A 12,934-nucleotide genomic window follows, 5' to 3' on the forward strand; every position below is an offset into this window, starting at 1 on the left:
AATTTAAACGCCCTAACGTAACTGAATGACTGAATAAATACCCATTTAATTTTTTATTAATAAATTATTTATTCAGTTGGCATTTATTTTTTGGAATCCGCTTATTCGATTGGCTTCCGCTGTGTGGGCGATAATCCCATCGCAAAGCGTTTACAAACTTAAGAAACTAAGTTTTTTATACTTTATTTTTATTTCGCTAAGCGCATCAGCACAACAAAGCAATACCATAGTGACACAGGTAAGCGGGCGTATTTCCGACGCCGTATCCGGAGCACCACTTCCATTTATCCGTATTAGTTTTACCGGCAGCTCTTACAGCACCGCTTCTGATAACCATGGCAATTACTTATTAAGCGCTCCCGGTTCTTTTAGCCAGGTAACCTTTTCGTCAATGGGATATATGCCGGAAACCAGGAAAATTAATCCAGGGCAGCTCAATAACGTATCCATTAAACTCAAGTACGCCGAAAACCAGCTAAAAGAAGTTAAAATAACATCGGGCAAAAAAGGCCGGTACCGCAATAAAGGCAACCCCGCGGTTGAACTCATTCAACAGGTTATTGATCATAAGGAAAGAAACCGGATGCAAAGCTCAAACTACCTGCAATATGATTTGTATGAGCGTATCGGGCTTTCGGTTTTCAATCTTTCAAATAAATTCATTAACGGGCGGTTTTTTAGCAAGTACAAGTTTATGCTCGATACAACTTCAAAAGTAAACGGGCATACGCAAACCACGCTACCCGTTTTTTTCAGCGAAAAGTTGTTTCAAAACTATTATCGCAAGGAGCCTTCAAAATCTATCCAGATCCTCAACGCTCAAAAGCAAACCAACATCATTAAGTTTATAGATACAGCGGGGCTCGATATTTATGTCAACCGTCTTTACGGTAATAGTATCGATATCTATTCCAATAATATCTTTATTATCAACCGGCAGTTCTTGAGCCCGATCGCCAACCACGCCCCAGACTTTTATAAGTTTTTTATCACCGATACCATTAAAGCAACCGCCGAAAAATTAATAGAGATCAGTTTTACCCCACGCAATAAGGGCGACCTTTTATTTGAAGGCAAATTATATGTAACGATGGATGGAAATTATGCTGTCAAATCGTGCGAGTTGAATGTAAATAAAGAGATCAATATCAATTTTATGCGCAGCCTCAAGGTCCGGCAGGATTTTAATAAGCAGGATTCGGGCCGCTATTTCCTGGTAAAAAGCAATGTTAAAGCTGATTTTGGTCTTTTAAAGAATAAAGGGATAGGGATATTAGGTGAACGCACTGCCGTATTTTCCAATTATAAATTAAATACCCCCCAGCCCGACGCTTTTTATGAGGATAAAAGCGAGCAGGTTGCAGCAAATTCATACCAAACCGATACCAGCTATTGGGCTCACCATCGCCCGGATACGCTAAGCCATCAGCAAGCTACAGTATACGCGCATATTACCCGGCTGGAGAAGATGCCTTCATTTAAAAGAGCCACCTGGATAGCCTCGGCATTAACCGGGGGCTATGCCAATATCGGACCGGTGCAGTTAGGGCCTCTTGGTTCTACTTTTGCTTATGACTCACAGGAGGGCGCCCGGCTGCAGCTGGGCGGAAGGACAACACCCCAATTTAACAAGACCATTTACCTGGAAGATCACGTGGCCTATGGCTTTAAGGATAAACAGGTAAAATACAACCTTAACACTTATTTTTCGCTAAACAAGGTATCTCCTTTCCGGTATCCCCGCGACTATTTTAAGTTAAGCTACCGGTATGATGCCGACCTTCCGGGGCAAAGCCTCACCGTTATTCCGGAACAGGCCGCGCTTACATCATTCAGTACAGGTAAAACAGATTACTGGCTATACAACAAAACTTATACAGCAGCTTACGTAAGGGACTTTGAAAATCATTTTTCCTTTAACATTGCCCTCAGAAACTGGAACCAGCAACCAGCGGGTACGTTGGAATTCATATCAAACAACGCTGACAATCATACCATACATAACTTAACTACCAGCACGGTTGAGCTGAACCTAAGATATGCGCCGCACGAGCAAATAATACAAGGTACAGAAGTACGGCATACTATCCATAGCCGGTACCCGATCCTGAACCTGCAGTTTAGCCACGCGTTTAAAGATGTACTTAACAGCTCATATACCTATAATAATATTACCGCTAATATTTACAAACGCTTTTACCTTTCCCAGTTGGGCTACTCGGATATTACCTTATTGGGTGGAGTTACCACCGGGAAAGTACCGTTCCCCCTGTTGAGCATTCTGCGGGCCAACCAATCCATAGCCTATGATCCCGATGCGTATAACAAAATGAACTATCTGGAATTTGTTAGTGATCATTATATAGGCATCAACTTTACACATAGCTTTAGTGGGTTCATCCTTAATAAGATCCCGCTGATCAGGCATTTGAAATGGAGAGAGTTCCTTTCTTTTAAGGTATTATATGGCGGTTTACGTAATGAGAACAACCCTTTGCCTTCAAAAGACCTGTATCAATTTCCGGTAGCTTCAAACGGATCAAACGGCACCTTTGCGTTAGGAGATACACCGTATATTGAAGGAGGCGTGGGTATTGGAAATATCTTTAAATTTTTAAGAATAGATGTGATCAAAAGGTTCAATTATCTTGATCATCCGGCAGTTTCGCCCTATGGTGTAAAACTTAGTTTTGATCCCCATCTTTAAATTAGTTTGATAATTTGTTATGCCTATTTTATTAATTGAAAACCAATATTTAACGGCCGATGGGATCGCCTTTAACAATACCGCCTTTTGAGTATTAAAAAAACAAAGGCAACCGGATCCTTATGCCTGGTTGCCTTAAAAGTTCTTAGGTTATCCTGCCCTACTCGTCCTTCGGTTCCCAAAGTTCAATAATGTTGCCTTCCGGATCCAGCACATGAACAAATTTGCCATAGTCATACTCGGCAATTTCATCAACAATGGTCACGTTTTCTTTTTTTAGCTCGTCAACCAGCGCCACCAGATTTTCTACACGGTAGTTGATCATAAAAGGTTTTTCAGACGGATTGAAATATTTGGTATCCTGCGGAAATGTGCACCAGGATGTTGATCCTTTTTTTTCCGGATCATCATCTTCCCTCCACTCAAACGTTGTTCCGTACTCGCTTTGGGGCAATCCCAGATTTTTAGCATACCATTCGTTCATTGCTTTAGGGTCATTGCATTTAAAAAATACGCCACCCAGGCCGGTTACTTTTTTCATATTTAATCAGTTCCTTGTTAGGTTTTAAATCTTAATCAAAATTATATTATCTAAAAAACCCTATGGTCATACTTTAGAGTGAATTTTAAAAAAGAGGCTCTAATACTTTGTTGTTCAGAAATAACATTCTAAAATACAGCGATTTAATTTGATATAAGAATAAAAGAATCATTGATAAATGACTGATTACCTTTCTGATACTGGCACACTCAGGTCCATATTCCCAGCCAACGGGGTTTAGCGCAAGGCTTGTGTTGCAGAGGGGGGTATGTTTCGGCGATATGTCAATGGTTAGATTTACTTTATGGGTTTATCAAACAAAGGAACGGTGAACTGGCTATCGGCATCGGTTTCACTTGTATTGGCATAAGGCGAAAATGTTTTGACCGATAACTCATTATTTTTAACGGAGAATTTGTACAGACGCATTAAACCATTACCACCGTTTGGCCTGCTTTGATAATCGTTAAGGAAAGTTTTAATGGTATGTCCGTTGAAAGTTTCGGTACGATAACCCTCGCCATTGTCGCCTACGTGCCCGCATAGCATCATAAACAGGTTTGGATTGCCCTTAAGGCTTTCGTAAATGGCTTTACCCTGCGCGTTAAACGGAGCCTGTGGTGTATTGGAACCGGTTACCGGATTAAAATGTAAAATGGAATGGCTCACCACAATTGCCTTCCGGGCTACATATTTAGCTAAGATCTGGTTGGCCCAGCTGTACATACCTGCCTGGTCCTCGTTAAAGGCATCAAATTCCAGGAACAGCACCATAAAATCAACACCGCCAGCGGTAAACAGATCATAGTGACTGTCGTTATTATTACCGTAATGACCACCGTAATAAGACCGACCCTCAAAATGCTTTACACCAAAATATTGGTTATACCCATTGGTGGTACCCTTAACCGGGTATTGCGACGGGAACTGGTCATGGTTACCAACAGCCAAACCGTAAGGGATGCTTACCGGATTTTCCAGGCCGTAAAGCGCGGTTTTAGCCAGATACCATTCGCTTTTTGCCGTAACCGGGTTATCGCCATGCTCTGTAATATCGCCCATGTGCGCTACATAAGTGATGTTTTCCTTAACCTGGTTCTTTTTTATCCAATCAATCTGGGCCTTGAACATATCAAAGGTTCCGCCAAGCTGGGCCTGGGCCAGGTAATATTGAGTATCGGGCAGTACCGCGATGCAAAAATCACCCGGTTTAACCACCGCGTCGGGGCCGGGAGCATTTAAAACCGTATCTGCCAGGGGTAAATTGCTTTCGGCACTTGCATGATAATTCAGTAATAACAGGCCAAGGCACGCCGCGGCTATGAATGTTTTTCTGTAATTCGGCATTATATTTTTTGTTTAAAGATTAATAACCCCCCCTCCTGCCTTATGTGCACGAGGAGATGTAAAAATATCAGATCAATAACCAGGGTTTTGTGTAAGCAATGTATTCAAGCCTATTTCAGCCTGAGGTAAAGGATATAACAGTTTATTACTATTAACAATATATGAATCAGGCGAGATGTAGCTGATCTGGGTTTTTAGTTTAACACCAAAAGCGTTCATTACATTAACTGCATTACCGGTGCGCACCAGATCGTGCCAGCGCTTGTTTTCGAATGCCAGCTCAACACGGCGTTCATGCAAAATAGTATTGCGCAACGCTGTCTGATCAGCACCGGTAACCGGCGCCAGACCTGCGCGGACCCTAACCGTATTTAAAGCCGACAGCGGTGATTTGCCCTGTTCGTTTTGGGCTTCGGCCAGTAATAGTAAAGCCTCTGAATAACGGTAGATCGGAAAATCATCCGCAGAGCCGGTTATGGCGCCTGGTGTGTGTTCATATTTTTTGATATAAGGCACTGCTGTTTTTCCACTTGGAGGCCCACTGTAATTCACAATGCTCTTAACGGCCGAATAAGTAAAATAGCTACTGCCATCATATGTACCCTCGGCCATACCGATAGAGGCATCCAGGCGCTTGTCGCCGGTTTCATAATCACTGATCATGTCCTCGGATGGTGTATTCCAGCCACCGGTAGTAGTATTGTCAATAGCCAGTGTAGTAATTAACGATGTATTTTTACTTCGGGGCAGGAAATGAAAGCACAGTGGATTGGGTGTGGCGCCGGTAATGGTTCCATCCAAAAACTGCACTTCAAACAGCGACTCCTTGTTGTTTTTATTGGCGGGTAAAAAAGCGTCGGCATAATTGGTGTTCAAACCGTAGCCCATGGCCGCTAAGGTGTTTAGTTGCGCTTCTGCATCAGCCCAGCGTTTTAAGGTTACGTATACATCGGCCAGCAGCACAGCTGCCGAACCTTTGGTAGCAATTCCCGTTTGCGGAAACTTTGCCGGAGGCGCCAGTTCGTTCAAGGCGTCGGTGGCATCGGCAATGATCTGCTTGTACACATCGTCAGAAGACGAGCGCGGCAGGAATGCGTCATCAGGCGTAGTCACTTCCTTAACAAAAAGCGGAACGCCGCCAAACAGCCTCACCAATTTAAAGTACATCAGCGCACGCAGAAATTTACAGTGCCCGTCATAACTTTTCACAGAAGCATCGGCAATACCTGATGCTGTTTTAAGCCTCGAGATCACAATATTTGCCCTGGATATTACCAGATAAGCATTTTGCCATTCGGTAGCGGTATAACTATCGGTTGAGGCATCCATAAAATCCGCAAGTTTTTCACGATCTGTATATGCTGTACCCCGGTTATTTAAAAACGACTGATAAATGGTGTTATCTGAGCGCATCTCAGAAAACAGGTAATCCGTTGTTACTACGTCGCGCAGGCCTGCATAAGCAGCTATAACCGCCTGCCCAAACTGTGCATCGGTTTTATAATAATTCTGATCGCTGTATGACGATTGGGGTGTTAAATCAATAAAGCTTTTTTTACATGAGGCAGCTGTTAGTAATAATAACCCCATCAAAATATATATTCTTTTCATTGTGCTCTTTTTAAAGTTTTGCTTTTGATTATTTTATGGAGGCTGAAATGCCTAATGAGAAAGTCCTTGGGATGGGATACGCATTTTCATCAACACCAATACCCTGGGTTGGATCCTGCCCGCTCAGGTTAATTTCGGGGTTCATGCCCGAGTAACCGGTAAATACAAAAGCCTGTTGCACCGAAGTATAAACACGGAGAGATTTAAACGCGAAATTATTTTTGAAGTGCACCGTGTATCCCAGCGAAATGTTTTTTATGGCGAGGTACGAGCCGTTTTCGATCCATTGGGAGTTTACAGCACGTCCAAGCGCTGTAGTGCCCGTTTCGGTGCGAGGATAAATGCCTGAACCCGGGTTCTCAACTGAACGCCAATGATCAAGCGCCGCAGCAAGCGGCACACGCGAACCATCCATGTTGGTTTGGTAAGCCCATTTTGCTGCATTAAGGATCTTACCGCCCACAGAAAACGAGGTATGGATATTCAGGTCGAACTTCTTATAGGTAAAGTGGTTGGTAAAGCCGCCGGTAAATTTAGGTGTAGGATCACCTATAAATGTACGGTCGTTCACATCGTCAATCACGCCATCACCATTGATATCTTTAACCTTGATAGTGCCTATATCTGATACTCCCTTAGGCGAGGTAGCCGTAGCCTGATATTTTGGAGAATTGGCCAGATCGGCCGCGTCTTTATACAAGCCTTCAAAAACAAACCCGTAAAACTCACCTAAATGATGACCAACCTGTTGCCTGAAGTAATCGGATGATACCGTGTTATTTCGACGGATGTAACCTGGCGATACCAGGCTCTTGATCAGGTTACGATCAAACGACACATTGAAAGAACTGCTCCAGTTAAAATCACGCTTGTTAATATTAACCGTATTGATCGTGATCTCATGGCCCCAGAAGGCCAGCTTACCCACATTATCGTAAACAGTTGTATAACCCGATGATGTGGGCAGCGCCCTGGCTTGAATCAGGTGGTCAGAAATTTTGTGATAATAATCGTAAGTCAAACTGATACGATTTTTCAGCAAACTCAGGTCAAACCCTAAATCAAGTTGTAAACTCCGCTCCCATTGCAAATTGGGGTTACCCAAATTACTAAGTGTAGTACCCTGGGTAATGGTATTATTATAATTGTAATAGTAATTTGAAGTAGTAGATTGTGCTACATAATTATTCGAAAAGAAGTTATTACCTGTTACCCCATAACTGGCGCGAATTTTAAACAGGTCAACAACTTTTAAACGCTCCATAAATTTCTCGTCACTTGCTATCCAACCGGCCGATACAGAAGGAAAATTACCGTACCTGGAATTTACACCAAAGCGGGAAGACCCGTCGTTACGGAATGCTCCCTGCAGCAGATACTTACCTTTATAATTATAGTTGATACGGCCGATAACCGACAATAAGGAATAAGCTGTGTAGGAACTATTACCGGTTACGCTGGTGGCCGCGGTCAGGTACGGGATATCATCGTTCGGGAACCCCAAGCCGGTTAGCGTATTTGAAGTTGATGAATACTTTTGGACAGAATATCCACCTAATATTTCGAAATGATGATCCTGATGAAAAGTTTTAGTATAGTTCAGATAGCCCTCTGCTGTATATGAACCATTATCCACCGAGCTGCTGGTACCCGTGGGATTATTAGCTGTAGAAGTTACAATACCAGACTGGTAATAGTTACGTGTTTCGCCTCCTTTATCAATGCCTACGTTTACTTTTAACAGCAGATCTTTTATAACCTCATAATTGAGGTAAGCATTTCCAAGTATGCGCGTAGTTTTGTAATTATCATTAGTAAGATTAAACTGGGCCAACGGATTAACATAAGCTACCATGCCTGGTGAACTCACATTGCGCTGATAAGATCCATCGGCATTGAAAGGAGAGATCAGCGGGCTGGCTTCGAAGATGCGCTCAAATAAGCCGCCAACACCATCCGTTGTTAAACGGTTGTTATGATCCAAACGGTAGCTTGGTGCCAAATTAATCCCTGCTTTTAGTTTGCCATTGGCTACAGACAGATCTTTATTGAAACGTGCAGAAAATAAACGTGTTCCCGTGTTAATTAAAACACCTTGCTGATCCTGGTAACTTACTATGGCAGTAGAAGATGATTTTTCGGTTGCCGATTGTATCGCTACATCGTAACTCTGAATAGGCGCGGTGCGCGTAAGCAGTTTATACCAGTTGGTTCCGGCACCATAGCTTGAAGGGTCGACATCGAGGTACGCGGCTTTATAATCATTGGCGATGGTATAATTCTTTTCATATAACAAACCATCCTGTGCCCGCTCTCTCATAAATTCGGCAAACTGCTCGCCGTTCATCACTTTTGGAACCCGGTTACCGGGAAGTACCTGCACGCCATAGTTAGCATTAAACTCCACCGAAGTGCCTCCTCCCGGTTTAGCATGGCGGGTAGTGATCAATACTACCCCGTTAGACGCCCTTGAACCGTACAAAGCCGTGGCAGACGCATCTTTCAGGATACTAAAACTCTCAATTTCATCGGGGTTAATATTGTTAATGCTACCGGTTACAGGCATTCCATCAATTACAAAAAGGGGCTGGTTATCCGTAAAAAAAGATGCAGCGCCACGAATGCGGAAATCTATCCCTCTACCTGGCTGACCACTGCTTTGCACAACCGATACACCAGCTACCTTACCTTGCAGTTGTTGCGCAAACTGCATTACCGGCATATCCTGCAATGGCGCGGCATTAACCTGTGCTATTGAACCTGTAATTTCGCGGGCGCGCTGCTTACCATAACTTACCGTAACCTCTTTAAGCTGATTATCCGCCACCAAACGGATATTTAACACCGTGGCTTGATAAGCAGTAACTTTTACATTGGCCGATTCAAAACGGTTGTAACCCACAAAGGTGACCGCTACGGTGTAAGCGCCTTCGGGTAAGGTGAGGTTATATTTGCCATCAAGATCGGTTATCATACCGTACGAGGTACCCACGATACTGACCGACGCGCCTGGCATGGGTTCTCCGTTTTCATCGGTGACCCTCCCGTTTATCTTCCCGGTGAGTTGCCTGTAAAGTATGATATTACCGGCCTGCTCTTTAAAACCAATCTCCTGCCCCTTGAACAAGGCCATAAGAATGTTTTTCAGGCTTTCATTTTTATAGTTCGCCGCATCTACATATTTGCTGGCGAGTTTTAAAAATACATCGTCATAGGCAAATACCACATTGGCCTTTTGCTCCAGCTTTTTGATAACCGAAGAAAGATCCTCGTTGCCGAAGCTGATATCTACCCGGGTATTCACCCCCTGTGCGGCTAACTCAGTGGCCCGTACCGATACCAGGCCAATGGTTAATGATATGGAAATAAGTAAAAAAGAGATACGCATAAACTGTCTGCATAACTGTGTATGGAAATTCATATTTTTGATTGCTTTGTAATGAGTCAAATAGTTGCTGAGCATGGCAGGCGGGGTCGGCAAACCTTCATCTGCTAAAAATTAAAGCCGGCTCCTGCTGAAACAGGGACCGGTTTCTTTATTAATTAGGGCTAATAAATAATTACGTTAGTGCCCTCCTTTCTGAAATGTGTGTTATGTATCGCACTAATGAGTTTTAGTGTTTCTGAGGCTGGTATGCTGCGTTTAATCCGCAAGCTGAACAGATAGTCATGTACACGTTGATTATCTGCTTTTAAAGTAAGGCCGTACAGGTTTTTAAAAACAAGTGATAGCTCTTCAAATTTTACGCGGTTCAAATATGTATCGCCGTCTTTCCAGCTTTGGCTCTGACTGGCGTCCGCTTCTTTTTGCTCAAAAGTACCCTGGGCGGTCAGATAAGTGATCTCATGCCCCGGTGTAAGAAATGACAGTACTTTTGCGCCCTTACTCACGCCCACCTTACCGGTAACTACGGTGACCTTAACATGGGGCAGGCCATGATAGGCATTGATATTGAACGAGGTTCCTAAAACTTGTACCTGCAATGGGGAGGTAATAACCCTGAATGGTTTATGGCTGTTGTGTTTTACTTCGAAAAAAGCTTCACCTTCATCTAAATAAACCAGGCGTATGTTTTTATCAAAATTAGAAGAGATACGCATCCTGCTTTGCGCGTTTAACCATATCACCGAGCTATCGGGCAAGGTCAATTTCCTGATCTCGCTGTTAAGCGTGCGTAAAGTAGTAAAGGTTTCCTGAGCCGGAGCCGCAGGCCTAAGCACGAAATATATCAATAAGGATAAAGCGCATAATAATAAAACACTTGCCGCAATGCGGTATTTGGGCCATAAAGGACGTGCTGACGTATGGATAGATTGGTGGATGTTTGTTTGCATGGCATTTCTGACATGCGCACGTTCTTCCGCTGATAAAGCTTGCTTTTCACTTTCTGCGCCGTATGAATCATACCAGGCTTCAATGATGGCTTTTTCAGTTTCATTAGTTGTACCTTGCTGGTACCGGCGAAGTTGTTTTATAAATTTACGTAGCTCCATGTTGGGGTTTTCAACAGTAAGTCGCCAAAAAGCCACGGAGGTACTTATAATTTACATCAACATTTTGTTAATTAATTGTAAAGCGCCAATAATATCAGAGCGATATAAGCGGCTCTTTGTTCGGGATGCTTTTCGGAAACCACAATACGCAACCTTCGCAATACTTCGGAGATATAGTTCTTAACCGTTTGTTCGGCCAGTCCCAGCTCACTGGCAATTGCTTTTACCGATTGATTTTCGCTGCGTAGCTCATAAACCCTTTGCAGCATTTCGGGCATATGTTTAACGGCTTGTTCGAGTGTCTGCTCCAGCTCAAGATAGCCGGCATGGTCATGGATCGAATTTTCAAGCAGCTCTACCCGTTGTAAGGCATCCTCCATACGAACATGCGTAACTTTTTGCGATCTGAAATAACTGATCACGCTAAAGCGCACAGCGCTTAGTAAGTATTGCTCCAGCGTGGTTTGAATGGATAAGGTATGCCTCCGCTGCCAGAGTTTAATAAAAATCTCCTGTACAAGGTCTTGTGCCTGCGCTTCATCATTAAGCCTGGAAAGGGCAGCTCTGTATAATCGTTCCCAATAACATTCAAACATCTGGTCAAAAGCCGAATGATCGTCTTCCCGGATATGTGAGAGTAAAATGGCATCAGCAGTTTCCATGATTTAATGGTACAAACCTACGCTACTAATGTTAACTGAACTTTAAGAAAGCAAGTATGGCATGGTTGTTAAGGCCATATTATGGATTGGATACGGCGTATGTGAATGCTCAAAAAGTTCCCGTACAAAAATCCATTAAAAAATTCGGTGATATGGAAAACTATCGAGCTTTTTAATGATCCTTGGGCTACAAGACTCGGACTCTTTTATGGTTGATTGTGTTGTGCTGGGAGTTTGGAGGAATTAAACTGAATTTTTTCAGGAATCCATTTACCGCTCTTTGACTTTTTCCACAATCGCCAGGAGTATTTAGAAAACTTGAACGGCAATAGCTCTTGGATACCTTGTATATATAATAAGTTATCTGCTGTCAAACTACTAAACGGAAATGCGAACCAAGCAGATGCTGTTGACTTTAGTGCAGATAGAGAGAGATATACCTGTGAATTGCTCTGCCGAATATCAATATTAGGGATCTCATTTTGTCTGGGCAAAATCTCTTTACTATTAAAGTCGATAAATTTAAATTTCCATAATATATGCAAACTCAATTCATCGGTGTCGTCAATATGATTAATATACTTATCTAGATTCTTACTATAAATCGGCCAATAAACAACTTTTAAGCCGTTCGCTAAAAAATTATTCCATTCAAAAGAAGGCACGCCAAATTTTAATGAATACTTCGACGCAGCTTTAAGGTTAAATTTTAATTGTTGTATATAAACTTTATCAGCATAAATACTATCCGTGTATTTTTCTAAAAAAGTAAAGGTCGAAGCATATATTTGATGAGGTGATTTTGTCCGTAAATGATGGGCACCACCTGAGCTAAGTGGTAAACCATCATATGTAATAAATGCTTCCATTATTGGCTACAAAATTTTCATAAATTTAAAAATAGTTTCCAAACAAAAAGCCTTCAGACTTTCATCTAAAGGCTTTTCAATTTTATTCCCATACTTGGCATACGGTGGGTCATTTTGTGGTCCCGACGAGAATCGAACTCCATCGGTCAGCTATACTTTAAAGGCTGATTTTGCCTGTTTTTACTTCAAAAACTCACCAGTGATCATAAGCCCCGGCTGTAAATGTTATAGCCAAATTTAAGGATTATTTTTTAAAACACTTTCAAAAAAGATTTAGATATAGATTGCTTCTTTACTAATGATGACCATATTGTTTTGCAGCCTCGGCAGGTGGAAGATTGCCCGAATCAATATCTGAAGCGTCTGAAAGGCACCGATTGCGCCCGGGATTTTTAGTAGCTTACCGGAGATATCTGAGTTATCATTAATGTAGATTTTAGTAGAACAATTGGCTCAATAACCGATGAGTCTTATTTTAAGGCTTTTGCCTATATAATAGGGGGAGGGCCGTTTTTCCATTTGACAAAACAAGTTCTAGTAACTTTGATAGTTCACAAGCCGACTTAGTTACCAAGCCTTTCACAATTGCATTCGTTATAGTGATAAGCCAGAAATTAAAGGTGTCGAATTCTTTTAAATGTGACTTATTATCACATAGCATCAATTCTGACAAACAACTTTACTGTTTTAAGAAAATATATCA

The 12,934-nt window shown here is 42.3% G+C and carries 8 protein-coding genes; 1 reads left to right on the top strand and 7 read right to left on the bottom strand.

Translation table 11 applies throughout. The features are described from left to right. Positions 1 to 76 precede the first annotated feature (76 nt). Complete coding sequence (locus tag ACNURT_RS01660; protein WP_419700264.1) at positions 77 to 2,707, top strand: DUF5686 family protein; 2,631 nt, start codon at positions 77 to 79, stop codon at positions 2,705 to 2,707. Positions 2,708 to 2,867: 160 nt separating this feature from the next. Here the strand turns inward: ACNURT_RS01660 and ACNURT_RS01665 are convergent, their stop codons facing one another. From ACNURT_RS01665 to ACNURT_RS01695, 7 genes are all read right to left on the bottom strand, one after another. Continuing rightward, positions 2,868 to 3,248 (bottom strand): VOC family protein, encoded by a 381-nt coding sequence (locus ACNURT_RS01665; protein WP_419700265.1) that lies wholly within the window; start codon positions 3,246 to 3,248, stop codon positions 2,868 to 2,870. A gap of 297 nt (positions 3,249 to 3,545) precedes the next feature. After that, on the bottom strand, positions 3,546 to 4,595 hold the full coding sequence (locus ACNURT_RS01670; protein ID WP_419700266.1) for a metallophosphoesterase: 1,050 nt from the start codon (positions 4,593 to 4,595) through the stop codon (positions 3,546 to 3,548). Between the two features lie 72 nt (positions 4,596 to 4,667). Further along, positions 4,668 to 6,206, bottom strand: a complete 1,539-nt coding sequence (locus ACNURT_RS01675) for a RagB/SusD family nutrient uptake outer membrane protein (RefSeq protein WP_419700267.1) — start codon at positions 6,204 to 6,206, stop codon at positions 4,668 to 4,670. Between the two features lie 28 nt (positions 6,207 to 6,234). Continuing rightward, on the bottom strand, positions 6,235 to 9,627 hold the full coding sequence (locus ACNURT_RS01680) for a SusC/RagA family TonB-linked outer membrane protein (protein ID WP_419700268.1): 3,393 nt from the start codon (positions 9,625 to 9,627) through the stop codon (positions 6,235 to 6,237). Positions 9,628 to 9,755: 128 nt separating this feature from the next. Then, complete coding sequence (locus tag ACNURT_RS01685; protein ID WP_419700269.1) at positions 9,756 to 10,700, bottom strand: FecR family protein; 945 nt, start codon at positions 10,698 to 10,700, stop codon at positions 9,756 to 9,758. A 71-nt stretch (positions 10,701 to 10,771) separates the two neighbouring features. Continuing rightward, the gene (locus ACNURT_RS01690) at positions 10,772 to 11,362 is read right to left on the bottom strand and encodes an RNA polymerase sigma factor (RefSeq protein ID WP_419700270.1); all 591 of its coding nucleotides are present in this window, start codon (positions 11,360 to 11,362) and stop codon (positions 10,772 to 10,774) included. A 206-nt stretch (positions 11,363 to 11,568) separates the two neighbouring features. Then, positions 11,569 to 12,231 carry a hypothetical protein gene (locus ACNURT_RS01695; RefSeq protein ID WP_419700271.1) on the bottom strand — a complete coding sequence of 221 codons (663 nt, stop codon included), beginning with the start codon at positions 12,229 to 12,231 and terminating at the stop codon, positions 11,569 to 11,571. Between the last annotated feature and the right edge of the window lie 703 nt (positions 12,232 to 12,934).

The sequence above is a fragment of the Mucilaginibacter sp. NFX135 genome, from assembly GCF_048565145.1.
GTDB lineage: Bacteria > Bacteroidota > Bacteroidia > Sphingobacteriales > Sphingobacteriaceae > Mucilaginibacter.

What these genes read in the sequence shown, in the direction of transcription:
- ACNURT_RS01685 (WP_419700269.1), bottom strand. Translation starts at nt 10,700, where the DNA reads ATGGAGCTACGTAAATTTATAAAACAACTTCGCCGGTACCAGCAAGGT.
- ACNURT_RS01665 (WP_419700265.1), bottom strand. Translation starts at nt 3,248, where the DNA reads ATGAAAAAAGTAACCGGCCTGGGTGGCGTATTTTTTAAATGCAATGAC.
- ACNURT_RS01675 (WP_419700267.1), bottom strand. Translation starts at nt 6,206, where the DNA reads ATGAAAAGAATATATATTTTGATGGGGTTATTATTACTAACAGCTGCC.
- ACNURT_RS01670 (WP_419700266.1), bottom strand. Translation starts at nt 4,595, where the DNA reads ATGCCGAATTACAGAAAAACATTCATAGCCGCGGCGTGCCTTGGCCTG.
- ACNURT_RS01680 (WP_419700268.1), bottom strand. Translation starts at nt 9,627, where the DNA reads ATGAATTTCCATACACAGTTATGCAGACAGTTTATGCGTATCTCTTTT.
- ACNURT_RS01690 (WP_419700270.1), bottom strand. Translation starts at nt 11,362, where the DNA reads ATGGAAACTGCTGATGCCATTTTACTCTCACATATCCGGGAAGACGAT.
- ACNURT_RS01695 (WP_419700271.1), bottom strand. Translation starts at nt 12,231, where the DNA reads ATGGAAGCATTTATTACATATGATGGTTTACCACTTAGCTCAGGTGGT.